This is a genomic window from Agromyces aurantiacus (assembly GCF_016907355.1).
In the GTDB taxonomy this organism is placed as follows: domain Bacteria; phylum Actinomycetota; class Actinomycetes; order Actinomycetales; family Microbacteriaceae; genus Agromyces; species Agromyces aurantiacus.
Window position 1 is genome coordinate 2087406 of record NZ_JAFBBW010000001.1, and the last position, 24633, is coordinate 2112038.

At 69.8% G+C, this 24633-nt stretch carries 18 protein-coding genes and 3 rRNA genes; 19 read left to right on the plus strand and 2 right to left on the minus strand.

Annotated elements, in window-relative coordinates; translation table 11 throughout:
- The first annotated feature begins 13 nt into the window (after nucleotides 1-13).
- The 8 genes from JOD46_RS09875 to JOD46_RS09910 all read left to right on the plus strand — a co-directional run bounded on the left by JOD46_RS09875 (nucleotide 14) and on the right by JOD46_RS09910 (nucleotide 8099).
- On the plus strand, nucleotides 14-430 hold the full coding sequence (locus JOD46_RS09875; protein WP_204393834.1) for a DUF1801 domain-containing protein: 417 nt from the start codon (nucleotides 14-16) through the stop codon (nucleotides 428-430).
- A gap of 227 nt (nucleotides 431-657) precedes the next feature.
- Nucleotides 658-1701 (plus strand): N-acetyl-gamma-glutamyl-phosphate reductase, encoded by a 1044-nt coding sequence (gene argC, locus JOD46_RS09880; protein WP_204393836.1) that lies wholly within the window; start codon nucleotides 658-660, stop codon nucleotides 1699-1701.
- A complete protein-coding gene (argJ, locus tag JOD46_RS09885) occupies nucleotides 1698-2855 on the plus strand; it encodes a bifunctional glutamate N-acetyltransferase/amino-acid acetyltransferase ArgJ (protein ID WP_204393837.1) in 1158 nt (385 codons plus the stop codon). Before argC ends, argJ begins: the two co-directional genes overlap by 4 nt.
- Before the next feature lie 17 nt (nucleotides 2856-2872).
- The gene (gene argB / locus JOD46_RS09890; RefSeq protein ID WP_204396485.1) at nucleotides 2873-3808 is read left to right on the plus strand and encodes an acetylglutamate kinase; all 936 of its coding nucleotides are present in this window, start codon (nucleotides 2873-2875) and stop codon (nucleotides 3806-3808) included.
- Nucleotides 3805-5001 carry an acetylornithine transaminase gene (locus tag JOD46_RS09895; protein ID WP_204393839.1) on the plus strand — a complete coding sequence of 399 codons (1197 nt, stop codon included), beginning with the start codon at nucleotides 3805-3807 and terminating at the stop codon, nucleotides 4999-5001. Before argB ends, JOD46_RS09895 begins: the two co-directional genes overlap by 4 nt.
- Nucleotides 5002-5042: 41 nt before the next feature.
- On the plus strand, nucleotides 5043-5972 hold the full coding sequence (gene argF / locus JOD46_RS09900) for an ornithine carbamoyltransferase (protein WP_204393841.1): 930 nt from the start codon (nucleotides 5043-5045) through the stop codon (nucleotides 5970-5972).
- A 2-nt stretch (nucleotides 5973-5974) separates the two neighbouring features.
- A complete protein-coding gene (gene argH, locus JOD46_RS09905) occupies nucleotides 5975-7417 on the plus strand; it encodes an argininosuccinate lyase (protein WP_204393843.1) in 1443 nt (480 codons plus the stop codon).
- 73 nt (nucleotides 7418-7490) lie between these two features.
- Nucleotides 7491-8099: a DNA-3-methyladenine glycosylase gene (locus tag JOD46_RS09910; protein ID WP_204396486.1), complete on the plus strand. Its 609-nt coding sequence runs from the start codon at nucleotides 7491-7493 to the stop codon at nucleotides 8097-8099.
- Between the two features lie 61 nt (nucleotides 8100-8160).
- On the opposite strand, the gene JOD46_RS09915 is transcribed toward JOD46_RS09910, so the two are convergent.
- Both JOD46_RS09915 and JOD46_RS09920 read right to left on the minus strand, forming a co-directional pair.
- Nucleotides 8161-8757 carry a hypothetical protein gene (locus tag JOD46_RS09915; RefSeq protein WP_307834988.1) on the minus strand — a complete coding sequence of 199 codons (597 nt, stop codon included), beginning with the start codon at nucleotides 8755-8757 and terminating at the stop codon, nucleotides 8161-8163.
- 65 nt (nucleotides 8758-8822) lie between these two features.
- Nucleotides 8823-9476 (minus strand): DNA-binding protein, encoded by a 654-nt coding sequence (locus tag JOD46_RS09920; RefSeq protein WP_204393845.1) that lies wholly within the window; start codon nucleotides 9474-9476, stop codon nucleotides 8823-8825.
- Between the two features lie 127 nt (nucleotides 9477-9603).
- Between JOD46_RS09920 and tyrS the strand changes: the two genes are divergently transcribed.
- From tyrS to recN, 11 genes are all read left to right on the plus strand, one after another.
- Complete coding sequence (gene tyrS, locus JOD46_RS09925; RefSeq protein ID WP_307834989.1) at nucleotides 9604-10905, plus strand: tyrosine--tRNA ligase; 1302 nt, start codon at nucleotides 9604-9606, stop codon at nucleotides 10903-10905.
- Between the two features lie 6 nt (nucleotides 10906-10911).
- Nucleotides 10912-12297: a CoA transferase gene (locus JOD46_RS09930; RefSeq protein WP_239562680.1), complete on the plus strand. Its 1386-nt coding sequence runs from the start codon at nucleotides 10912-10914 to the stop codon at nucleotides 12295-12297.
- Nucleotides 12298-12739: 442 nt separating this feature from the next.
- Nucleotides 12740-14264 (plus strand): 16S ribosomal RNA (locus JOD46_RS09935).
- Nucleotides 14265-14750: 486 nt separating this feature from the next.
- Nucleotides 14751-17849, plus strand: a 23S ribosomal RNA gene (locus JOD46_RS09940).
- A 191-nt stretch (nucleotides 17850-18040) separates the two neighbouring features.
- Nucleotides 18041-18157 (plus strand): 5S ribosomal RNA (gene rrf, locus JOD46_RS09945).
- Together the 16S, 23S and 5S rRNA genes form the textbook arrangement of a ribosomal RNA operon.
- 135 nt (nucleotides 18158-18292) lie before the next feature.
- Entirely contained in the window at nucleotides 18293-19921 is a 1629-nt protein-coding gene (locus tag JOD46_RS18580) for a primosomal protein (RefSeq protein ID WP_239562682.1), read from the plus strand.
- Nucleotides 19918-20949 carry an HAD-IIA family hydrolase gene (locus JOD46_RS09955; protein ID WP_204393850.1) on the plus strand — a complete coding sequence of 344 codons (1032 nt, stop codon included), beginning with the start codon at nucleotides 19918-19920 and terminating at the stop codon, nucleotides 20947-20949. The genes JOD46_RS18580 and JOD46_RS09955 overlap by 4 nt, the downstream gene beginning before the upstream one ends.
- Before the next feature lie 49 nt (nucleotides 20950-20998).
- Nucleotides 20999-21187, plus strand: a complete 189-nt coding sequence (locus JOD46_RS09960; RefSeq protein WP_204393852.1) for a hypothetical protein — start codon at nucleotides 20999-21001, stop codon at nucleotides 21185-21187.
- Entirely contained in the window at nucleotides 21184-21999 is an 816-nt protein-coding gene (locus JOD46_RS09965) for a TlyA family RNA methyltransferase (RefSeq protein WP_204396489.1), read from the plus strand. The genes JOD46_RS09960 and JOD46_RS09965 overlap by 4 nt, the downstream gene beginning before the upstream one ends.
- Nucleotides 21954-22910, plus strand: a complete 957-nt coding sequence (locus JOD46_RS09970; protein ID WP_204393854.1) for an NAD kinase — start codon at nucleotides 21954-21956, stop codon at nucleotides 22908-22910. The genes JOD46_RS09965 and JOD46_RS09970 overlap by 46 nt, the downstream gene beginning before the upstream one ends.
- Nucleotides 22903-24597 carry a DNA repair protein RecN gene (gene recN, locus JOD46_RS09975; RefSeq protein WP_204393856.1) on the plus strand — a complete coding sequence of 565 codons (1695 nt, stop codon included), beginning with the start codon at nucleotides 22903-22905 and terminating at the stop codon, nucleotides 24595-24597. The genes JOD46_RS09970 and recN overlap by 8 nt, the downstream gene beginning before the upstream one ends.
- The last annotated feature ends 36 nt before the right edge of the window (nucleotides 24598-24633 follow it).

The window sequence follows — 24633 nt, forward strand, 5'->3', positions numbered from 1 at the left end:
GGTACCGTGGAGCATGGCCGAGCAGAAGACGCTGCCGACCGGCGCCTCGGTGTCGGAGTTCCTCGAGTCCGTCGAGCCCGCCGGCCGTCGCGCCGACGGGCTCGAGCTGCGCGAGCTGTTCGACCGGGTCACCGACACCGACGCGGTCATGTGGGGCCCCTCCATCGTGGGCTACGGACTGCACCACTACCGGTACGCGAGCGGTCGCGAAGGCGACTCGATGGTCGTCGGGTTCTCGCCGCGGAAGGCGTCGATCTCGCTGTACGGCCTGCAGAACCCGGGCGCCGAGCAGCTCATCGACCGTCTCGGCCGGGTCAAGGTCGGGGCCGGATGCCTCTGGATCGGCCGGCTCGACACGGTCGACCGGCACGTGCTCGAGGCGCTCGTCGACCGTGCGTGGGTGCGCGTGCGCGGCGACGACGTCGGATGACGCGCTCGCGCGCCCTCGGTTTGCGAACGCGAACGGCGGCTCGGTAGGGTCGCTGCATGTCCACCGTCCGGCAGGCCCTCCGTGCACGCGTCTCGCGTGCCGTCGTGGTGCGCGGCCGACGTCGTGGCGAGCGCCGAATCCAGGCGACTCCCGCGGCGGCCTGAGCCTGCCGTCCGGGCGTCGCCGGAGCCGACTCACTCGACCGACCAGCCCATAAGGTGGAATCCATGACGTTCACCGTCGCCGTGTCCGGCGCGTCCGGCTATGCCGGTGGCGAGCTGCTGCGCCTGCTCGCCGACCATCCCGAGTTCGAGGTGCGGACCGTGACCGCGCACTCGAACGCGGGCCAGCCCCTCACCGCGGTGCAGCCGCACCTGCGCAGCTACACGCACCTCACCCTGAAGGAGACCTCGGCCGAGACGCTGGCCGGCCACGACGTCGTCTTCCTCGCGCTGCCGCACGGCGCGTCGGGCGCGATCGCGGCCGAGCTCGCCGACGACACGCTGGTCGTCGACTGCGGCGCCGACCACCGGCTCGAGTCCGAGCAGGACTGGGCGACCTTCTACGGCGGCGAGTTCCACGGCGCGTGGGAGTACGGCGTGCCCGAGCTGCCGCGCCTGTCGGGCACGCAGCGCACCCGGCTGGCGTCGACCCGCCGGATCGCCGCCCCGGGATGCAACGCCTCGACCGTCGCCCTCTCGCTCGCCCCGGGCATCCGCGCGGGCGTCATCGAGGACCGCGACATCGTCTCGGTGCTCGCGGTCGGTCCCTCCGGGGCGGGCCGCGCACTGAAGGCGCACCTGCTCGGCTCCGAGATCCTGGGTTCGGCGAACCCGTACGCGGTGGGCGGCACGCACCGCCACATCCCCGAGATCCAGCAGGCGCTGCGGTGGGCCGGCGCGGCCGCGCCGACGATCTCGTTCACGCCGACGATCGTGCCGATGTCGCGCGGGATCCTCGCGACCTCCACGGCGCGCATCGCGCCGGGTGCCGACGCCGCCGCGGTCCGCGCCGCCTGGGAGGATGCGTACGCGGGCGAGGGCTTCGTGCAGCTGCTGCCCGACGGCCAGTTCCCGCGCACGGCCGACGTGCTCGGTGCGAACACGGCCCTGATCGGGCTCGCGGTCGACGAGGCCGCGGGCCGCGTCGTGGTCGTCGCCGCGGTCGACAACCTTGTGAAGGGCACCGCGGGCGCCGCCATCCAGTCGGCGAACATCGCGCTCGGGCTCGCCGAGGCGACCGGCCTCCCCGTGAACGGGGTGGCACCGTGAGCGTCACGTCGGCTGCCGGCTTCGAGGCCGCGGGCATCGCGGCGGGCATCAAGCGCACGGGTGCGCTCGACCTCGCGCTCGTGGTCAATCGCGGGCCCAGGCAGCACGCCGCGGCCGTGTTCACGTCGAACCGTGCCAAGGCCAACCCGATCCTGTGGTCGCAGCAGGTGATCCAGGACGGCGTGGTCTCGGCGATCGTGCTGAACTCCGGCGGCGCGAACTGCTTCACCGGGGCGGAGGGCTTCCAGGTCACGCACCGCACCGCGGAGGCCGCGGCATCCGCCCTGCAGGTCTCGGCAGGTGACGTGCTCGTGTGCTCGACCGGCCTCATCGGCGACCAGCTCGACGGCGAGGTGCTCGAGGAGGGCGTGCTCTCGGCCGCGAACCGCCTCGCGGGCGATGAGGCCGCCGGCGCCGATGCCGCCCGCGCGATCATGACGACCGACTCGAAGCCGAAGACGGTCGAGGTCGTGGTCGACGGATGGCGCATCGGCGGCATGGCGAAGGGCGCGGGCATGCTCGCGCCGGGCCTCGCGACCATGCTCGTCGTGCTCACGACCGACGCCGACCTGCCGCCGGCCGAGCTCGACGCGGCGCTGCGCCGCGCGACGCGCGTGACGTTCGATCGTCTCGATTCCGACGGATGCATGTCGACGAACGACCAGGTGACGCTCATGGCCTCGGGCGCCTCGGGCGTGGTGCCGGATGCCGCGACCTTCACCGAGGCGCTCACGACCGCGTGCCGCGACCTCGCGCTCCAGCTGCAGGGCGACGCCGAGGGCGCGAGCCACGACATCGCGATCGAGGTGCGCGGCGCGGTGACCGAGGAGGACGCGGTCGAGGTCGGTCGCGCGGTCGCGCGCAACAACCTCTTCAAGGCCGCGATCTTCGGCAACGACCCCAACTGGGGCCGCGTGCTCGCGGCGATCGGCACGACGAGCGCGCCGTTCGACCCGTACCTCGTCGACGTGACGATGAACGGCGTCAGGATGTGCCACGCGGGCCGGCCCGATCGGCCGCGCGACGAGGTGGACCTCACGCCGCGCGCGACGCACGTGCTCATCGAACTGCACGCCGGCGAGGCATCCGCGACGATCTGGACGAACGACCTCACGCACGACTACGTGCACGAGAACAGCGCGTACTCGAGCTGAGGATGAGCGAGGAGCAGATGACGCACGACGTCGACGACGCCCGAACGGATGCCGCTGCCGCCGCCCGCAAGGCGGAGACCCTGATCGAGTCGCTGCCGTGGCTGAAGCGCTTCCACGGCGAGATCATCGTCGTGAAGTTCGGCGGCAACGCGATGGTGAGCCCCGAGCTGCAACGCGCGTTCGCCGAGGACATGGTCTACCTGCGCTACGCGGGCATCCGCCCGGTCGTCGTGCACGGCGGCGGCCCGCAGATCTCGTCGATGCTCGAACGGCTCGGGATCCCGAGCGAGTTCCGAGGCGGCTACCGCGTGACGACGCCCGAGACCATGGACGTCGTGCGGATGGTGCTGTCGGGGCAGGTGAACCGCGAGCTCGTGAGCCTGATCAACGAGCACGGGCCGCTCGCGGCGGGGCTCTCCGGGGAGGACGCGGGCCTGTTCCGCGGACGTCGCCGCGGCGCGGTCGTCGACGGCGAGGAGATCGACCTCGGCCTCGTCGGCGACGTCGTCGAGGTCGACCCCGAGGCGGTGCTCGCGCAGCTCGAGGCCCGCCGCATCCCGGTGGTCTCCTCCATCGCGCCCGACCTCGACCAGCCCGGCCAGTCGCTGAACGTCAACGCCGACTCGGCCGCCGCGTCGCTCGCGGTCGCACTCGGCGCGGCGAAGCTCGTGATCCTCACCGATGTCGCCGGGCTCTACCGCGACTGGCCGAACCGCGACTCGCTCGTCTTCGAGATCGACGGGCCCGAGCTCGAGGCCCTGCTGCCCTCGCTCGAGTCGGGCATGATCCCGAAGATGACCGCGTGCCTCGAGGCCGTCGAGGGTGGGGTGCCGAAGGCCGCGATCATCGACGGCCGCGTGCCGCATTCGATCCTGCTCGAGATCTTCACGAAGCAGGGCATCGGCACCGAGGTCGTGGCGGCCGCCGCGGCCGGCGCGGAGGTGACGGCATGAGTGGATGGCGCGACCGGTTCGAGCACCGCATGATGCGAACCCTCGGGATGCCGCTGCGCAAGCTCGTGCGCGGCGAGGGCGCCTGGGTCGAGGACGACGAGGGCACCCGCTACCTCGACTTCCTCGCGGGCATCGCCGTGAACTCGCTCGGCCACGCGCATCCGGTGTTCGTCGAGGCGGTGTCGCGGCAGGCCGCGACGCTCGCGCACGTGTCGAACTACTTCGCGACCGAGCCCGCGCTCGAGCTCGCCGATCGCCTCGTGCGCCTCACCGGCGCGGGCGACGAGGGCCGCGTCTGGTTCGGCAACTCGGGCGCCGAGGCCAACGAGGCCGCGTTCAAGCTCTCGCGGCTGAACAACTCGGGCGGCGCCCGCACCCGGGTCCTCGCGCTCGTCGACGCATTCCACGGCCGCACGATGGGCTCGCTCGCGCTGACCGGCAAGCCGGCCATGCGCGACGCCTTCGAACCGCTGCCCGGCGGCGTGCACCACATCCCCTCGACGATCGAGGCGCTCGAGGCCGAGCTCGACGACGGCGTCGCCGCGCTCATCGTCGAGCCGATCAAGGGCGAGGCCGGCGTGCTCGAGCTGCCCGACGGCTACCTCGAGGCGGCCCGCGAGCTGACGCGGCGCCACGGCGCGCTGCTCGTCATCGACGAGGTGCAGACCGGCGCGGGACGCACCGGCGAATGGTTCGCGTACCAGCACGCCGGCATCCTGCCCGACGCGATCACGGTCGCCAAGGGCATCGGCGGCGGATTCCCGATCGGGGCGCTCGTGACCTTCGGCCACGCCTCCGAGCTGTTCTCGAAGGGCCAGCACGGCTCGACGTTCGGCGGCAACCCGCTGGCGACGACCGTGTCGAACGCGGTGCTCGCCGAGATCGAGCGCGCCGGGCTCGTCGAGAACGCCGCGCGTCGCGGCGCCGAGCTGCGCGAGCGCGTGCTCGGCCTCGGTTCGCCGCTCGTGGCGGGCGTGCGCGGCAGGGGGCTGCTCATGGGCATCGCCCTGGCAGAGCCCGCCGCCGCGGCCGTCTCGGCCGCCGCGCTCGACGCGGGCCTCATCGTCAACGCCGCCAACGACGCCACCATCCGGATCGCACCGCCCCTCACCATCGGCGACGCCGAACTCGACGAGTTCGAGGCGCGCTTCGCCCGCGCGCTCGCGGCCGTCGCCGCGTCGCCCGCCCACTGACCTCCCCGACCCGCCGCCCCGCGCGCAGAACGGAAACCCGCATGACCCGCCACTTCCTCCGCGACGACGACATCACGCCCGCCGAGCAGGCCGAGATCCTCGACCTCGCCGAGCGGCTGAAGGCCGATCGATGGTCGGAGACGCCGCTCGCCGGACCGCAGACCGTCGCCGTCATCTTCGACAAGTCCTCCACGCGCACGCGCGTCTCGTTCGCCGTCGGCATCGCCGACCTCGGCGGCTCGCCGCTGATCATCTCGACCGCGTCGAGCCAGCTCGGCGGCAAGGAGACGCCCTCCGACACCGCGCGGGTGCTCGAGCGGATGGTGTCGGCCATCGTGTGGCGCACGTACGCGCAGTCGGGGCTCGACGAGATGGCCGCGGGCACCACGGTCCCCGTGATCAACGCGCTCTCCGACGACTTCCACCCGTGCCAGCTGCTCGCCGACCTGCTCACGATCCGCGAGCACAAGGGCGAGCTCGCCGGCCTCACGGTCGCGTTCCTCGGCGACGGCGCGTCGAACATGGCGCAGTCGTACGTACTCGCCGGCGCGACGGCCGGCATGCACGTGCGCGTCGCCTCGCCCGAGGAGTTCTCGCCCGCGGCATCCGTCGTCGCCGACGCCGACCGCATCGCCGCCGGCACCGGCGGATCGGTCACGCTCTTCACCGACCCGGCCGAGGCGGCCGCGGGCGCCGACGTGATCGTCACCGACACGTGGGTGTCGATGGGCAAGGAGGACGAGAAGGCCCACCGCGTCGCGACCTTCGGCGCCTACAAGGTCGACGCCGAGCTCATGTCGCTCGCGAAGCCCGACGCGGTCTTCCTGCACTGCCTGCCCGCCGACCGCGGGTACGAGGTCGCGGCCGACGTCATCGACGGCCCGCAGTCGATCATCTGGGACGAGGCGGAGAACCGGCTGCACGCGCAGAAGGCGCTGCTCGTGTGGCTGCTCGCCAGGAAGGACGCGTGAGCATGGCCGACCAGCAGGGTGCGCACGGCACCAACGAGGGCTCGCTCTGGGGTGCCCGGTTCGCCGGCGGCCCGTCGCCCGAGTTGCAGCGCCTCTCGAAGTCGACCCACTTCGACTGGCAGCTCGCGCCGTACGACCTCGCGGGCTCGCGCGCGCACGCCCGCGCGCTCGCCGCGGCGGGCTACCTGGAGCGCGACGAGCTCGACCGCATGCTCACGGGGCTGGACTCCCTCGAGGCGCGCGTGCTCTCGGGCGAGCTCGTCGCGGCCGACACCGACGAGGACGTGCACGGCGCGCTCGAGGCCGCGCTCATCGCCGAGGTCGGGCCCGAGCTCGGCGGCAAGCTCCGCGCCGGCCGGAGCCGCAACGACCAGATCGCCACGCTCGTGCGCCTCTACCTGAAGGACCACGCGGCGACCATCGGCCGGCAGCTCGTGCACCTGATCGACGCGCTGGCCGCGCAGGCCGACCAGCACCGCGCCGCGATCATGCCCGGCCGCACCCACCTGCAGCACGCCCAGCCCGTGCTGCTCGCGCACCACCTGCTCGCGCACGGCTGGGCGCTCTCGCGCGACCTCGAGCGGCTCGTCGACTGGCTGAAGCGCGCCGACGTCTCGCCGTACGGCGGCGGGGCGCTCGCGGGGTCGACGCTCGGCCTCGACGCGGCATCCGTCGCCCGCGACCTCGGCCTCGCGCACCCGGCGGAGAACTCGATCGACGGCACCGCGAGCCGCGACGTCGTCGCCGAATTCGCGTTCGTCGCCGCGATGATCGGCATCGACCTCTCGCGCATCGCCGAAGAGGTGATCCTCTGGAACACGCGCGAGTTCGGGTTCGTCACGCTCGACGACGCGTACTCCACGGGGTCGTCGATCATGCCGCAGAAGAAGAACCCCGACATCGCCGAGCTCGCGCGCGGCAAGTCGGGCCGGCTCATCGGCAACCTCACGGGCCTGCTCGCGACGCTCAAGGCGCTGCCGCTCGCGTACAACCGCGACCTCCAGGAGGACAAGGAGCCCGTCTTCGACTCGGTCGAGACGCTCGAGGTTCTGCTTCCCGCCTTCACCGGGATGATCGAGACGCTCACGTTCCACACCGAGCGCATGGCCGCGCTGGCGCCGGCCGGCTTCTCGCTGGCGACGGATGTCGCGGAGTGGCTCGTCAAGCGCCGCGTCCCGTTCCGCGACGCGCACGAGATCACGGGCGCGCTGGTCCGCTACGCCGAGGAGCACGCGCTCGAGCTGCACGAGGTCGACGACGCCGCGCTCGCCGCCGTGTCGCCGCACCTCACGCCCGGGGTGCGCGAGGTGCTCACGATCGAGGGCTCGGTCGCGAGCCGCGACGGCATCGGCGGCACCGCGCCCGCGCGGGTCGAGACGCAGTTCGCGGCGCTCGCGGAACGCGTGCGGCACCTGCTGCAGGCGCTGCCCGGAGGCGACGACTGAGGCACGCGCGATGACGGCGGGCGAGCGCATGCCGCGCGGCGGCGGTCCCGTGGGCGGGACGTCGGGTGGCCCGATGCTCGCGCGCCCCGAGCGGGCCTGGTTCCTGCGCGACGCCGTCGAGCTCGCGCCGCTGCTGCTCGGCGCCGTGCTCGCGTACGACTCCGACGACGGCCGCGTCGCCGTCCGGCTCTCGGAGGTCGAGGCGTACCGCGGCGTCGGGGTCGACCCCGGCTCGCACGCCTTCCGGGGCCGGACCCCGCGCAACGCGGTCATGTTCGGCGAGGGCGGTCATCTCTACGCGTACTTCACGTACGGCATGCACACGTGCCTGAACATCGTGGCCGATCGTCCGGGAACGTCGGGCGGCGTACTGCTGCGTGGCGGCACCGTCGTCGAGGGGCTCGCGCTCGCGCGCACCCGCCGGCCCCGGTCGTCGGAGCGGGACCTCGCCCGCGGGCCGGCGCGGCTCGCACAGGCGCTGGGCGTGCCGCTCGCGCGCAATGGCAGTGACCTGCTCGCCTCGCCGTTCGAGCTCGCGGTGCCGGTCGAGCCGCTGCCGCACCTGACCGGGCCGCGGACGGGCATCTCCGGCGCCGGGGGAGCGGTCGCCTATCCGTGGCGGTTCTGGCTGCCCGGTGACCCTGGCGTGTCGGCGTACCGTCGCCACCCCAAATCGCACTGACGCGGTGCGCCACTGAGGCGTCGGCCGCGGCGCGTGGCACGCCGCGCGTCCGGTGCCCGGCTCAGCGGAGCGCGAGGTGCACGACGAGGGCGGCCGAGCACGCCCAGATGAGGCTCGCGAAGGTGCCGATGATGAACCGCTCGCGCGCCTCGGGCGCCTCCAGCTCCGTGAACCGGCCGACGCCCTTGACCGCGACCACGATGGCCAGGCCCTCGGGGAAGCCCGCGATGATCGAGCCCGCGGCGCCGATTCGCTCGAGCACGCCGATCGTGAGACCGCCCCGGAGCACCTCGCGTCGCGGCGGGAGCATGCCGGGCTCGCTCGGCTCGTCGGAGCGCACGGCGACGAGGATGCCGCCGTGGGCGCCGGGCGGGGCGCTCGCGCCCATGGCGAGCTGGAGCGCGGTCGCGGCCGCCGGGCTGCCGCCGAAGATCGCGACGGTCAGTCCCAGCAACGCGATGAGCGGCGCCGCCACGGGCGGGACGTCGGCGTGCGCGGTCGACGCCGCGACGAGCGCCACGATGACGCCGCCGCCGGCCACGTAGAGGTAGGGCGGTCGAGGGTGGTGGTAGGCGAGCACCGAGAACACCGCGGCGATCGCGAGCGATCCCACGATCACCGCCCAGCCGATCGCCGTCATCGCCTCGTCCAGGTTCACGTGGGCCTCCGCTCGTCCGGGTGGGTGCACGCTCGCCGGGGCAGGTCCGGCGTCGTCGATCGAGCCTAGCGATCGGGTGCGGGATCCGTCGGCCCCGCGCCATCCGTCGCCCGATCCAGTTCGGCGAGGAGCCGCACGAGCGCCGGGCGCGCCTCGTCGTCGACGGACCACGCCGCGGCCTTCAGGCGCTGGCTGACCGCCGCATCGGAGATGCCCAGGACCGCGGCCGCGTCCTTCTGGGCGCGGCCCTCGCGCACGAGGTCGATCGCCTCCCACCCGTGCGGTGTGCGGCGCTCGCGCACGAGCAGGAGCAGGCGGACGAGCGGCTCGATCTCCGCGGCGCCGAGCACCGCGGCGGGCTCGGTCGTGGAGGGCGCGGTGCGCAGCGCGAACCGCCCCTCGGCGCGCTTGGCGGCGCCGACCGCCTCGCGCGCCGCGATGAACGCGCCGCCGGCCGCCTTGCGCACGGCATCGGGCAGCGGCCCGCGCACGTCGCCGACGCCGAGGCCGATGCTCCAGTGGCCGTCGCGCGCGAGGTCGAGCACCAGGTCGAGCGCCGTGCCCGCATCGTCGGTGAGCGCCTGGACCTCGTCACCCGCGGTCTGGTCCACGGGCAGGTGCAGCCGGTCGCCGAATCGCTCCTGCAGCTGCTGCTGCATCGTGGCCGACCGGTCGATGTCGGTGCGACTGCCGACCTGGTCGGCGGTGATGACGAACATGACGCCTCCTCGCCACATGAAGGTACCATCCTTCGGATGTCACGATCAAGTATAGAAGCTTCAATCAATGCACTCAAGTGCCTGGGCTTCAGACTTGGTCGGGCGGCCCGCTGCTACCCTTGCAGTCGTGTCCGACCCCGCGATCCTCGCCGAACAGCAGAACGACCCCACGTTCGACGACGTCTGGGAGGAGCTCCGCTGGCGCGAGCTCGTCCACGTCTCGACCGACGAGGCCGCGCTCAAGCGCCTGCTCGCAGGGGAGCCGATCACGTACTACTGCGGGTTCGACCCGACTGCGCCCAGCCTGCATCTCGGCAACCTCGTGCAGATCCTCACGCTGCGCCGCCTCCAGCTCGCCGGGCACAAGCCCCTCGGGCTGGTCGGCGGCTCGACCGGGCTCATCGGCGATCCCCGCCCCACGGCCGAGCGCACGCTGAACACCAAGGAGACCGTCGCCGACTGGGTCGGCCGCCTGCGCGCGCAGGTGAGCCGCTTCCTCTCGAGCGAGGGCGAGAACGCGGTCCGCATGGTCAACAACCTCGACTGGACCGAGGGTCTCTCGGCGATCGACTTCCTCCGCGACATCGGCAAGCACTACCGCGTCGGCACGATGCTGAAGAAGGATGCGGTCGCCTCCCGGCTGAACTCCGACGCCGGCATCAGCTACACCGAGTTCAGCTACCAGATCCTGCAGGGCTACGACTTCCTCGAGCTCTACCGCCAGTACGGCTGCGTGCTGCAGACCGGCGGCAGCGACCAGTGGGGCAACCTCACGAGCGGCACCGACCTCATCCACCGCGTCGAGGGCGCGCACGCGCACGCGATCGGCACGCCGCTCATCACGAACTCCGACGGCACCAAGTTCGGCAAGAGCGAGGGCAACGCGATCTGGCTCGACGCCGAGATGTGCAGCCCGTACCGCTTCTACCAGTTCTGGCTGAACACCGACGATGCCGACGTGATCGGCCGGCTCAAGGTGTTCACCTTCCTCTCGCGCGAGCGGATCGAGGAACTCGCCGCCAAGGTCGAGAGCGAGCCGTTCCGTCGCGAGGCGCAGAGGGTGCTCGCGCACGAGGTGACGACGCTGGTGCACGGCGCGGAGGCCACGGCCGCGGTCGTGGCCGCGTCGCAGGCGCTCTTCGGCCAGGGCGACCTGGCCGGCCTCGACCCGGCCACGCTCGAGGCCGCGCTCCGCGAGCTGCCCAACACCGAGGCCGAGCCCGGTGCGCCGATCGTGCAGCTGCTCGTCGACACCGGGCTCGTGTCGAGCCTCAGCGAGGGCCGCCGCGCGATCGCCCAGGGCGGCGTGTCGCTCGACAACGTGCGCGTCGACGACGAGACGGCGACGATCTCCGACCGCGTCCCCTCGGGGGGCATGGCGGTCCTCCGCCGCGGCAAGAAGACGCTCGCGGGCGTGTTCGTCCGGTAGCCGACGATGACGGGCGGGGGAGCGGGCGAGCGCCTCCTCGCGCGCGTCTGGCGCGAACTCGAGCGCGACCCCGCCGAACTCGCACGAGTCGCCCCGCTGCCCGACGTCCCCCTGCCGGCGCGCCTCGACGTGCCGGCGCTCGCCGTGGCATCCGTCGCCGCCGCCTCGCTTGCGGCCTGGGCGCCGCAGGCATCGGCCGGATCGATCCGCCTCGACGGCGACCGCATCGCCGCGGCGTTCCAGAGCGAGCGCGTCATGCGCTTCGACGGCGTCGCGCCCGACGTGTGGGCGCCGCTGTCCGGGTTCCGTCGTGCGCGCGACGGGTGGGTCCGCACGCACGGCAACTACCCGCACCATGCGGCGGCGCTCCGACGCGTGCTCGGGCTGTCTGCGACGGAGGTCGCGGACCCGGCGTTCGTCGACGCGGCCGTGGCGCAGTGGAGCGCGGATGAGCTCGCGCACGAGGTCACCGCCGCGGGCGGCATGTGTATCGCGGTCGCACCGGAGGACCCCGAAGCGGACCGACGTCTCGCGGACGGGCCGCTCGTCGAGGTGAGCCGGCTCGGGGATGGCGCGGGTCGCCGTCGCACGCGCGCATCGCGTCCCGTCTCGGCGCTCCCGCTCGCCGGCGTCAGGGTGCTCGACCTCACCCGAGTGATCGCCGGTCCGGTGGCGACGCGGAGCCTCGCGCTCCTCGGCGCCGACGTGCTCCGCGTCGATCCGCCGTCCCCTCCCGAGATCGCCTGGCAGCATCTCGACACGGGCCCGGGCAAGCGCTCCGCGCTCCTCGACCTGCGGGCCGCCGACGACGCGGCTCGCTTCAACGCCCTCCTCGGCTCGGCCGACGTGGTCGTGCTCGGGTACCGGCCGGGCGCGCTCGCACGCCTCGGCCTCGACCCGCGCGAGCTCGCGGCGCAGCATCCCGGCCTGGTCGTCGCGCAGCTCTCGGCGTGGGGCTTCGGGCCCGAGGTCGCCGATGGCGGCGGGTTCGACAGCCTCGTGCAGGCCGCGAGCGGGATCGCGATGGTCGAGGGCGGCCCGGACGCGCCGGGCGCCTTGCCCGCCCAGGCACTCGACCACGCGACCGGGTACCTGCTCACGGCCGCGGTCGCGGCGCTCCTCGCACGTCGCGAGGTCGAGGGCGGCAGCTGGCTGGCCCGGATGTCGCTGCGCCGGACCGCCGCGGAACTGCTCACCATGCCGCGGCACGTGGAGACGACGCCGGCCGGCGGTCTGGACGACGACGCCCGGAACGCGTGCTCGACCGACCTTGCCGGCCCTGCCGGCGTCCAGCGGATCCCGATGCCCGCGATCGCCTCGCCGGAGGGCCCGATGGGCTGGAGCGCGGCGCCGCATGCGTGGGGGTCCGATGCCCCGAGTTGGGCGGAATGACGGGCGACACGCCCGGGATGCAGGGACGAGTTGCGGGAGGTCCTCGATCTCCGTAAAGTATTCATTCGTTGCCCCACAGGAGCGAGAGAAGCGAAAGAGCTTCTCCTCCTCAAGCGGTACACGATCCCGAACCTCACGATCTCGATCGTCCTGGTTCGAAGCGTCCGGTCACGGTCCCTCGAGGATCCCCGGATGGAACACAACGAAACAGCCTCGGCTGATCGGTCCGCGTCGAGCGGTCGTGACCCGGGTGCGTCCGTTTCTTGAGAACTCAACAGCGTGCACTATGTTCAATGCCAATTTTTTGAACCCCGTGTTTCCTGCCTTTTGGGGTGGGGGATGGGTTTCCTTTGATTGATGGACAATTTGATTTTCGAGTCAGTTGTTTCTCTGTCAGAGATCATCTCTTGACTGGCCTCTTCGGGGGTTGGTTGAACAAGTTTTTTTGGAGAGTTTGATCCTGGCTCAGGACGAACGCTGGCGGCGTGCTTAACACATGCAAGTCGAACGATGAAGCCCAGCTTGCTGGGTGGATTAGTGGCGAACGGGTGAGTAACACGTGAGTAACCTGCCCTGGACTCTGGGATAACCCCGAGAAATCGGAGCTAATACCGGATAGGACCTTCTCCCGCATGGGGGTTGGTGGAAAGTTTTTCGGTTTGGGATGGACTCGCGGCCTATCAGCTTGTTGGTGAGGTAACGGCTCACCAAGGCGTCGACGGGTAGCCGGCCTGAGAGGGTGACCGGCCACACTGGGACTGAGACACGGCCCAGACTCCTACGGGAGGCAGCAGTGGGGAATATTGCACAATGGGCGCAAGCCTGATGCAGCAACGCCGCGTGCGGGATGACGGCCTTCGGGTTGTAAACCGCTTTTAGTAGGGAAGAAGGGCTTCGGCTTGACGGTACCTGCAGAAAAAGGACCGGCTAACTACGTGCCAGCAGCCGCGGTAATACGTAGGGTCCGAGCGTTGTCCGGAATTATTGGGCGTAAAGAGCTCGTAGGCGGTTTGTCGCGTCTGCCGTGAAATCCTCAGGCTCAACCTGAGGTCTGCGGTGGGTACGGGCAGACTTGAGTGGTGTAGGGGAGACTGGAATTCCTGGTGTAGCGGTGGAATGCGCAGATATCAGGAGGAACACCGATGGCGAAGGCAGGTCTCTGGGCACTTACTGACGCTGAGGAGCGAAAGCGTGGGGAGCGAACAGGATTAGATACCCTGGTAGTCCACGCCGTAAACGTTGGGCGCTAGATGTGGGGACCTTTCCACGGTTTCCGTGTCGTAGCTAACGCATTAAGCGCCCCGCCTGGGGAGTACGGCCGCAAGGCTAAAACTCAAAGGAATTGACGGGGGCCCGCACAAGCGGCGGAGCATGCGGATTAATTCGATGCAACGCGAAGAACCTTACCAAGGCTTGACATATACGAGAACGGGCCAGAAATGGTCAACTCTTTGGACACTCGTATACAGGTGGTGCATGGTTGTCGTCAGCTCGTGTCGTGAGATGTTGGGTTAAGTCCCGCAACGAGCGCAACCCTCGTCGCATGTTGCCAGCACGTTATGGTGGGGACTCATGTGAGACTGCCGGGGTCAACTCGGAGGAAGGTGGGGATGACGTCAAATCATCATGCCCCTTATGTCTTGGGCTTCACGCATGCTACAATGGCCGGTACAAAGGGCTGCGATGTCGTAAGGCGGAGCGAATCCCAAAAAGCCGGTCTCAGTTCGGATTGAGGTCTGCAACTCGACCTCATGAAGTCGGAGTCGCTAGTAATCGCAGATCAGCAACGCTGCGGTGAATACGTTCCCGGGCCTTGTACACACCGCCCGTCAAGTCATGAAAGTCGGTAACACCCGAAGCCGGTGGCCTAACCCTTGTGGAGGGAGCCGTCGAAGGTGGGATCGGTGATTAGGACTAAGTCGTAACAAGGTAGCCGTACCGGAAGGTGCGGCTGGATCACCTCCTTTCTAAGGAGCATCTGGAGGTCTTCGGATCTTCCAGGCATGCCGGCATCAAGGCGAATGTCCTTGGTCGGCTGCTCATGGGTGGAACATTGACATAGGCATCGGTCGCAAGAGCTTCGATCTAGTACGCCCGCCTCGGTGGGTTGGAACGGTGGGGGTTGGCGGGGCTGGTGCGTGCACGCTGTTGGGTCCTGAGGGACCGGGCGCAGTCTTCCTGCGGTTCGCACTTGGTGTGCGGGGCGTTGGGGGGCGGTTTGGACTCTTCAGGCCTTCATGAAGCCGAGCGGTTGCTTGGTGGGGTGGGGGTTCTGGCCGTCTGTTGAGAACTACATAGTGGACGCGAGCATCTTAGATTGATGCCCTGGTGTTCTTCGGAGCGTTGGGGTGTCGATCACGAGATCATGCACGATGCGGTCCTTCGGGGTCGTGTCGGACTGATCATTGGTCAATCTCGCACTTTCGGGTGCGCGATCGATTCAACTCATGTGATTTCAAGTTTCTAAGAGCAAACGGTGGATGCCTTGGCATCTGGAGCCGAAGAAGGACGTCGTAATCTGCGATAAGCCTCGGGGAGCTGATAAACGAGCTGTGATCCGAGGATTTCCGAATGGGGAAACCCCGCCAGGCCCCTTGTGGTGACCTGGTGACTCCCGCCTGAATATATAGGGCGGGTAGAGGGAACGTGGGGAAGTGAAACATCTCAGTACCCACAGGAAGAGAAAACAACCGTGATTCCGTGAGTAGTGGCGAGCGAAAGCGGAAGAGGCTAAACCGGTCATGTGTGATACCCGGCAGGGGTTGCATGGTCGGGGTTGTGGGACCTTTCGTGCTGTTCTGCCGGACAGCGACGGTGACGCGTCGGGTATAGACGAACCGGATTGAAAGCCGGACCAGAGTGGGTGTGAGTCCCGTAGTCGAAATGCCCGGCCGGCCGGAAGGGGATCCCAAGTAGCACGGGGCCCGAGAAATCCCGTGTGAATCTGTCAGGACCACCTGATAAGCCTAAATACTCCCAGATGACCGATAGCGGACAAGTACCGTGAGGGAAAGGTGAAAAGTACCCCGGGAGGGGAGTGAAATAGTACCTGAAACCGTTTGCTTACAAACCGTCGGAGCCAGCTTGTTCTGGTGACGGCGTGCCTTTTGAAGAATGAGCCTGCGAGTTAGTGATCTGTGGCGAGGTTAACCCGTGTGGGGCAGCCGTAGCGAAAGCGAGTCTGAATAGGGCGATTCAGTCGCAGGTCCTAGACCCGAAGCGAAGTGATCTATCCATGGCCAGGTTGAAGCGACGGTAAGACGTCGTGGAGGACCGAACCCACTTAGGTTGAAAACTGAGGGGATGAGCTGTGGATAGGGGTGAAAGGCCAATCAAACTTCGTGATAGCTGGTTCTCTCCGAAATGCATTTAGGTGCAGCGTTGCGTGTTTCTTGCCGGAGGTAGAGCTACTGGATGGCCGATGGGCCCCAACAGGTTACTGACGTCAGCCAAACTCCGAATGCCGGTAAGTGAGAGCGCAGCAGTGAGACGGTGGGGGATAAGCTTCATCGTCGAGAGGGAAACAACCCAGACCACCGACTAAGGTCCCTAAGCGCGTGCTAAGTGGGAAAGGATGTGGAGTTGCACAGACAACCAGGAGGTTGGCTTAGAAGCAGCCACCCTTGAAAGAGTGCGTAATAGCTCACTGGTCAAGTGATTCCGCGCCGACAATGTAACGGGGCTCAAGCACGCCACCGAAGTCGTGGCATTACCGCATATCGATAGGCCTTCGTGGTCCAGTCGTGGTGATGGGTAGGAGAGCGTCGTGTGCCGGGTGAAGCGGCGGTGGAAACCAGCCGTGGACGGCACACGAGTGAGAATGCAGGCATGAGTAGCGAAAGACGGGTGAGAAACCCGTCCTCCGGAAGACCAAGGGTTCCAGGGTCAAGCTAATCTGCCCTGGGTAAGTCGGGACCTAAGGCGAGGCCGACAGGCGTAGTCGATGGACAACGGGTTGATATTCCCGTACCGGCGAAGAACCGCCCACACGAGACCAGGAGTGCTAAGCATCCCAAGCCGTGCCGATCCCTTCGGGGTGACGTGCGGGGCGGCATGCGACCCCGTCTGGTGGAGTGAGCGTATTAACAGGTGTGACGCAGGAAGGTAGCCCAGCCCGGGCGATGGTTGTCCCGGGGCAAGCGTGTAGGCCGAGCGATAGGCAAATCCGTCGCTCATCCAGGCTGAGACGTGACGCGGATGAAAAGTGGGTGATCCTATGCTGCCGAGAAAAGCATCGACGCGAGGTTCCAGCCGCCCGTACCCCAAACCGACTCAGGTGGTCAGGTAGAGAATACCGAGGAGATCGAGAGAATCGTGGTTAAGGAACTCGGCAAAATGCCCCCGTAACTTCGGGAGAAGGGGGGCCGGATTCGTGAAGGGACTTGCTCCCGGAGCGTTGAAGGCCGCAGAGACCAGTGGGAAGCGACTGTTTACTAAAAACACAGGTCCGTGCCAAGTCGCAAGACGATGTATACGGACTGACGCCTGCCCGGTGCTGGAAGGTTAAGAGGACCGGTTAGCCTCACGGCGAAGCTGAGAATTTAAGCCCCAGTAAACGGCGGTGGTAACTATAACCATCCTAAGGTAGCGAAATTCCTTGTCGGGTAAGTTCCGACCTGCACGAATGGCGTAACGACTTCCCAGCTGTCTCAACCGCGAACTCGGCGAAATTGCATTACGAGTAAAGATGCTCGTTACGCGCAGAAGGACGGAAAGACCCCGTGACCTTTACTACAGCTTGGTATTGGTGTTCGGTGTGGCTTGTGTAGGATAGGTGGGAGACTGTGAAGCGGGCACGCCAGTGTTCGTGGAGTCATTGTTGAAATACCACTCTGGTCACTCTGGATATCTAACTTCGAACCGTGATCCGGTTCAGGGACAGTGCCTGGTGGGTAGTTTAACTGGGGCGGTTGCCTCCCAAAGAGTAACGGAGGCGCCCAAAGGTTCCCTCAACCTGGTTGGCAATCAGGTGGCGAGTGTAAGTGCACAAGGGAGCTTGACTGTGAGACTGACAGGTCGAGCAGGGACGAAAGTCGGGACTAGTGATCCGGCAGTGGCTTGTGGAAGCGCTGTCGCTCAACGGATAAAAGGTACCTCGGGGATAACAGGCTGATCTTGCCCAAGAGTCCATATCGACGGCATGGTTTGGCACCTCGATGTCGGCTCGTCGCATCCTGGGGCTGGAGTAGGTCCCAAGGGTTGGGCTGTTCGCCCATTAAAGCGGTACGCGAGCTGGGTTTAGAACGTCGTGAGACAGTTCGGTCCCTATCCTCTGCGCGCGCAGGAAATTTGAGAGGATCTGACCCTAGTACGAGAGGACCGGGTTGGACGAACCTCTGGTGTGCCAGTTGTTCCGCCAGGAGCACCGCTGGTTAGCTACGTTCGGGATGGATAACCGCTGAAAGCATCTAAGCGGGAAGCCGGCCTCAAGATGAGATTTCCATCCCTTCGGGGGAGAGGCTCCCAGCCAGACGACTGGGTTGATAGGCCAGATGTGGAAGCACCGCAAGGTGTGCAGCTGACTGGTACTAATACGCCGACAACTTGACAATCACCACACACATCATGTTTGCAAAAGGCGAGATGTGTGGCCTGATGTACTCGCGTCCACTCTGTGGTTCCCTTCAGACGGAAACCCAACACAATCACACAGTGATACCCGCACCCCACCCCCCACACGGAGGACCAGGGGTGCCCCGAAACCACCAACCCCCCACACGGGAACCAAGGTTGGTCCTAGAGTTTCGGCGGCCATAGCGCGAGGGAAACGCCCGGACACATTCCGAACCCGGAAGCTAAGACTCGCAGCGCCGATGGTACTGCAGGGGCGACCCTGTGGGAGAGTAGGACACCGCCGGACATTCATTGAGAAGTGGCCACCCACTGCGTTCAATTGCGAACGCCGGCGGGTGGCCATTTTTCGTTCACGGGCCCGTTCGGCCCGGCGGTACGGTTGAGTCCACGAGGACTCCCACGACGACACGACAGGAACACCGTGAGCGATTCGACGCAGGAGCCGGCGGGCGAGGACCGCCCCAAGCGCAGCCAGGGCCGGCAGGGCCGCGATGGCGCGCGGGGAGGTGCGCCCGAACGGGGCGGAGCACCTCGCTCGGGCGGAGACCGCAGGCCCTCGGGCAGCGGGTCGCGTGACGGGGAGCGTCGCCAGTACGGCGAGCGGAAGCCCTACGGCGAGCGCAAGCCCGGCGGCGGAGGGTCGCGTGACGGTGAGCGACGCCAGTACGGCGAGCGGAAGCCGTACGGCGACCGCAAGCCCGCCGGTGGCGGGTCGCGTGACGGCGACCGCCGCGAGTACGGCGAGCGGAAGCCATACGGCGAGCGGAAGCCCTACAGCGGCGGGTCGCGTGACGGTGAGCGTCGCCAGTACGGCGAGCGGAAGCCGTATGCGGGCGGTTCGCGCGACGGCGAGCGGAGACCGTACGCCGGTGGTTCGCGTGACGGTGAGCGTCGCGAGTACGGCGAGCGGAAGCCCTACGCCGGTGGTTCGCGCGACGGCGAGCGTCGCCAGCACGGCGACCGTGCTCCCTCCAGCGGCCGCGGCGACCGGAAGCCGTACGCACGGAGCGACCGCGAGGGCACCGGGCGCCCGCACGGCGACCGGGCCCGCGGCGGGGAGCGGCCGGGGCACGGCCGACCCGTTCGCGACGGCGACCGCCGCGGACGCGACACCGACCGGAGGACCGAGCGAGCTCCTCGCATCGCCGGCCACGGCGCCGCCGACCTCAGTGTCCGACCTCGTCACGACGACCCCGAGATCCCCGAGCGGATCACGGCGCGCGACCTCGACGGCGCCGCACGCGCCGAACTGAAGACGCTCTCCAAGGAGAACGCGGACTGGGTGGCGCGGCACCTGGTCGCGGCGGCCGAGGCGCTCGAGCACGACCCGCAGCTCGCGCATCGCCACGCGCTCTCGGCCGCACGACGGGCCGGGCGCGTCGGGGTGGTTCGCGAGACGCTCGCGATCACGGCGTACGCGACCGGTGACTTCGCGCTCGCGCTGCGCGAACTGCGCACGTTCCGCCGGCTGACCGGGCGGGACGACCAGCTCCCGCTCATGGTCGACAGCGAGCGCGGCGTCGGCAGGCCCGATCGCGCGCTCGAGCTCGGCCGCTCCGTCGACCGTTCGACGCTGCCGGCGTCGGTCCAGGCCGCCCTCGCGATCGCGATGTCCGGGGCGCGCCTCGATCTCGGTCAGCCCGACCTCGCGCTCGCGGAGCTCGAGGTGCCCCAGCTCGACCCCGATCGCGCCTTCTCCTACAGCCCCGCCCTGTTCTCGGCCTACGCCGAGGTGCTCGAGGAGCTCGGCCGCACGACCGACGCCGCGCGCTGGCGCGGCCTCGCCGAGCGCGCCGAAGCGGCACTGGAGGGCACGCTGCCCGACGTCGTCGAGGTCTTCGAACTCGAGGACGACGCCGACACGTCGGCACCCGAGCAGTCCGCAACTGCGCCATCCGAGATCGAGCCGGACGTCGCGGGGCACCACGCCGACGACGAGGAGTCCGGGGCGGACCTCGTCGACGGCGACCCGGGCGAGGCCATCGAGCCAGAGGTCGCCGCGATCCTCGCGGAGACCGCCGACCTCGACGACGACGCGCCCGGGGCATGACGCCCCTGTTCGGCTCGCGCCCGCGCGCGACCACGCCGCTCGACGGCGTCGACGCGGTCTTCGCCGACCTCGACGGGGTCGTCTACGCGGGCCCGCACGCCATCCCGCACGCGGTCGAGAGCCTGAACCGCGTCGCCGAGGCGCTCCCGGTGGGGTACATCACCAACAACGCGTCGCGGAGCGACGAACAGGTCGCCGCCCACCTGTCCTCGCTCGGGCTGCGCGCGACCGCGCGCGACGTCGTGACCTCGCCCCAGGCCGCGATGCGGCTGCTCGCGGCATCCGTCGCGCCCGGCGCGCTCGTCCTGGTCGTCGGGGGAGAGGGGATCGTGACCGAGCTCGAGCGCGGCGGCTACCGCGTGACGCGCTCGGCCGACGATGCACCCGACGCGGTCATGCAGGGCTTCCACCCCGACGTCGGATGGCGGCAGCTCGCCGAGGCGGCGTTCGCCCTCAACGCGCACGGCGGTCCGGGAGAGCCGGGCGGCATCCCGTGGATCGCGACGAACATGGACTGGACGATCCCCGTCGAGCGCGGCATCGCCCCCGGCAACGGCACGCTGGTCTCCGCGGTGCACACGGCGGCGGGTCAGTTCCCGGAGGTCGCGGGCAAGCCCGAGACGCCGATCTTCGACGAGGCGCGCGAGCGGTTCGGCGCGCAGCATCCGCTCATGGTCGGCGATCGACTGGACACCGACATCCGCGGTGCGAACCGTGCGGGCATCGCGTCGGCGGTCGTGCTCACTGGAATCGACCGCGCGAAGCAGGTGCTGGCCGCGGATGCCGCGAGCCGGCCGGACTTCATCCTCGCCGACCTGCGCCAGCTCCACGAGCCGTACCCGGTGGCCGAGCGCACGCGCGGTGCCGTGCGGGTCGGCCGCGCGCTGGTGCGCGTCGACGGACGCTCGGTGGTGATCGAGCGCGACGGCGACGAGCCGCTCGACCTGCTCCGCGCCGCGTGCCTCGTGATCTGGGAGTGCGGCACCGCGATCCACGCACTCGACGTGCCGGAGCGGCTGTACCGCTGAGCGGGCGCGTTCCGCTCGCGGTGTCGGCGGCACCCGGTAGCGTGGAGGGGTGAGCACAGGAGATCTCGACGTCGACGACCCGATCGAGGCCGCGAACGACCTCGCGGCCGCGGCGGCCGACGGGCTCGCCGTGATCGAGGCCGCGCCGCTCGAGGAGCGGGCCGCCGGCTACGACGCGCTCGTCGAGCAGCTCCGTCGCGAACTCGAGCGGTCCGATCCCGCTCGCGCATCGGGCTGACCGTGCCCGACCAGCGACTCGACGCCGCCCTCGCGGCTCGCGGGCTCGCGCGGTCGCGCACGCACGCGGCCGCGCTCATCGCCGATGGACTCGTCACGGTCGACGGCCGGCCGGTCGTCAAGCCGTCCCATCGCGTCGCCGACGACGCGGTCCTCGAGGTCGCCGGGGCCGACCACTACGTCAGCCGCGCCGCGCACAAGCTCATCGCCGCACTCGACGCGTTCGGCGTCGACCCCGCCGGGCGGGTCGTGCTCGACGCGGGCGCGTCCACGGGCGGCTTCAGTCAGGTCCTGCTCGAGCGCGGAGCGCGCACGGTGCTCGCCGTCGACGTCGGCCACGGCCAGCTCGCGCCCCGGCTCGCGTCGGCGCCGGGCCTCGTGCTCGTCGAGGGGTGCAACGTGCGTCACCTCGACGCCGCGTCGCTCGCGCGCCTCACCGGGGTCGACGAGCGTCCGAGCCTCGTGACGGCCGACCTGTCCTTCATCTCGCTGACCACCGTGCTTCCGGCGCTGCGTTCCTCCGCGGCGCCCGACGCCGAGTTCGTGCTGCTCGTGAAACCCCAGTTCGAGGTGGGCCGCAGCGGCACGCGCGAAGGCGTCGTGCGCGATGCCGATGCCCGCGCCGACGCGGTCATGAACGTGCTCTGGGCGGGCCACGACCTCGGCTTGCGGGTCGCCGGCGTCCTGTCCTCCCCAATCGCGGGCACGCACGGCAATCGCGAGGCATTGGTGCTGCTGAGCGCGACCCGCGGCACCGATCCGTCAGAATGGTCGGGTCGGGTCCGAGAAGCGACGGGAGGCGTCACGGCGTGAGCGATGCACGGCATTTCCTCGTGGTCTCCCACACCGGCCGGGCCGCCGCCCTCGAGGCGACGGCCGACGTGTGCGGGCAGCTCGCGGCCGCGGGCGCCGTGCCGGTCGTCGCGCACGAGCAGTGGCACGACGTGCTCACCGCGCTGCCCGAGCTCGAGGGCGTCGTCAAGCGCTTCGAGGAGGTCTCGCCGAAGCACCTCGAGCTGGCGATCGTCCTCGGCGGCGACGGCACCATCCTCCGCGCCGCCGAGCTCACGCGCGAGCACTCGGTGCCGCTGCTCGGGGTGAACCTCGGCCACGTCGGGTTCCTCGCCGAGAGCGAGCGCGACGACCTCGGCTACACCGTGGGCCGTGCGCTCTCCCGCGACTACACCGTCGAGGAGCGCATGACGCTCTCGGTGCGGGCCAAGGTCGGCGATCAGGTGGTGTACGAGAGCTGGGCGCTGAACGAGGCCACCGTCGAGAAGGCCGAGCGCGAACGGATGCTCGAGGTCGTCATCGAGGTCGACCGCCGCCCGCTCTCCTCGTTCGGCTGCGACGGCGTGGTGATGTCGACGCCGACGGGTTCGACCGCCTACTCGTTCTCCGCCGGCGGGCCCGTCGTGTGGCCCGCGGTCGAGGCCCTCCTGCTCGTGCCGCTGTCGGCGCACGCGTTGTTCGCGAGGCCGCTGGTCGTCGGCCCCGACTCCTCGCTCGCCATCGAGGTGCTGCAACGCACCGAGGCGTCTGCCGTCATCTGGTGCGACGGCCGTCGCATGTTCGAACTGCCGCCCGGCGCACGCGTCATCGTGCGGCGGTCGTCGATCCCGGTGCGGCTGGCCCGTCTGCACCAGGCGCCGTTCACCGATCGGCTCGTCAACAAGTTCCAGCTTCCCGTGACGGGATGGAGGGGGCCGGTCGCCGGTGATTGAGGAGCTCGGAATCCGGGATCTCGGCGTCATCGCCGAGGCGACGCTGCCGCTCGGCCGGGGGTTCACCGCCGTGACGGGCGAGACGGGCGCGGGCAAGACCATGGTCGTCACCGCGCTCGGCCTGCTGCTCGGCGCCCGTGCCGATGCCGGCACCGTGCGGGCCGGCGCCAAGCAGGCGTGGGTCGAGGGGCGTTGGCTGCTCGACGACGTCGCTCCCGTCGCCGAGCGCGTCGCCGACGCGGGCGGCGAGATCGACGGCGGCGAGCTGCTGCTCGGCCGTTCGGTCTCGGCCGAGGGGCGCAGCCGTGCGATCGTCGGGGGGCGCAGCGCGCCGGTCGGCGTGCTCGCCGAGCTCGCCGACCACCTCGTCGTCGTGCACGGGCAGGCCGACCAGCAACGGCTCCGTTCCACGAGCGCGCAGCGCGACGCACTCGACCGATTCGCCGGCTCCGAACTGGCGGCCGCGCTCCAGGCGTACCGCGACGCCTACCAGGGCTGGCGCGGCGACGCCGACGAACTGCGCCGCCTGCAGGAGCACCACGACGAACGCGCCCGCGAGGCCGAGGAGCTGCGCCTCGCGCTCGACGAGATCGAGGCGGCCGACCCGCAGCCCGGCGAGGATGCGGCGCTCCAGGAGCGTGCCGAGCGGCTGACGAACCTGGAGGACCTCCGCCTCGCTGCGGCGCAGGCTCGCGAGCTCATCTCGGCCGAAGCGGCCGCCGACGACGCGCCCGATGCGATCACGCTCGTCGAGGCCGCACGCCGCCATGTCGACCGCGTCGTCGCGCACGACCCGGCGCTCGCGCCGATCGCCGAGTCGGTCGCCACCGCCGGGTTCGCGCTCGCCGACGCGGCCGCCGAACTCTCCGGCTACCTCGCGGGCCTCGATGCCGACGGCGCGGCCGAGCTCGAGGGCGTGCAGGAGCGCCGTGCGGTGCTCCAGGGCCTCATCCGACGGCACGGCGGCATCGAGGAGGTGCTCGCGTTCCGCCACGACGGCGGGCTCCGGCTCGTCGAGCTCGACGGCGACGACGACCGCATCACCGAGCTCGAGGCGACCGTCGAGCGCCGTGCGGCCGAGGTGGCCGAGCTCGCCGAGCGCGTGAGCGCCCTGCGCGCGGCCGCCGCGGAGCGCCTCGCACGCGAGGTGACCGCCGAACTGGCGGCGCTGGCCATGCCCGACGCCGAGCTCACGGTGCTCGTCGAGCGCGCCGCCGAGCCGGGACCGCACGGCCAGGACCAGGTGTCGATCCTGCTCCGACCGCACCCCGGCGCCGAGCCGCGCCCCGTGTCCAAGGGGGCCTCCGGCGGCGAGCTCTCGCGGGTCATGCTCGCGATCGAGGTCGTGATCGCCGGCGCCGACCCGGTGCCGACGTTCGTGTTCGACGAGGTCGACGCCGGCGTGGGCGGTGCCGCCGCGATCGAGATCGGCCGACGGCTCGCGCGGCTCGCCGAGCGGTCGCAGGTCATCGTGGTCACGCACCTCGCGCAGGTCGCGGCCTTCGCCTCGAATCACCTGAGCATCGTCAAGGGCACCGACGGCCGCGTCACCGCCTCGAGCGTGCGCCAGCTCGCCGGCGCCGACCGCGAGGCCGAGATGGCGCGGCTGCTGTCCGGGCTCGCGGATTCCGAGAGCGGGCTCGCACACGCACGCGAGCTGCTCGAGATCGCCGACACCGCCGCCTGAGCGCGCCGCGACCTCCGCCCGGCGCGGGCATCCCGC

Coding starts and splice junctions, on each gene's coding strand:
- argH (WP_204393843.1), top strand. CDS start 5,975: ATGGCCGACCAGCAGGGTGCGCACGGCACCAACGAGGGCTCGCTCTGG.
- JOD46_RS09910 (WP_204396486.1), top strand. CDS start 7,491: ATGCTCGCGCGCCCCGAGCGGGCCTGGTTCCTGCGCGACGCCGTCGAG.
- JOD46_RS09920 (WP_204393845.1), bottom strand. CDS start 9,476: ATGTTCGTCATCACCGCCGACCAGGTCGGCAGTCGCACCGACATCGAC.
- JOD46_RS09955 (WP_204393850.1), top strand. CDS start 19,918: ATGACGCCCCTGTTCGGCTCGCGCCCGCGCGCGACCACGCCGCTCGAC.
- JOD46_RS09895 (WP_204393839.1), top strand. CDS start 3,805: ATGAGTGGATGGCGCGACCGGTTCGAGCACCGCATGATGCGAACCCTC.
- JOD46_RS09970 (WP_204393854.1), top strand. CDS start 21,954: ATGGTCGGGTCGGGTCCGAGAAGCGACGGGAGGCGTCACGGCGTGAGC.
- JOD46_RS09875 (WP_204393834.1), top strand. CDS start 14: ATGGCCGAGCAGAAGACGCTGCCGACCGGCGCCTCGGTGTCGGAGTTC.
- argC (WP_204393836.1), top strand. CDS start 658: ATGACGTTCACCGTCGCCGTGTCCGGCGCGTCCGGCTATGCCGGTGGC.
- argF (WP_204393841.1), top strand. CDS start 5,043: ATGACCCGCCACTTCCTCCGCGACGACGACATCACGCCCGCCGAGCAG.
- JOD46_RS09930 (WP_239562680.1), top strand. CDS start 10,912: ATGACGGGCGGGGGAGCGGGCGAGCGCCTCCTCGCGCGCGTCTGGCGC.
- argB (WP_204396485.1), top strand. CDS start 2,873: ATGACGCACGACGTCGACGACGCCCGAACGGATGCCGCTGCCGCCGCC.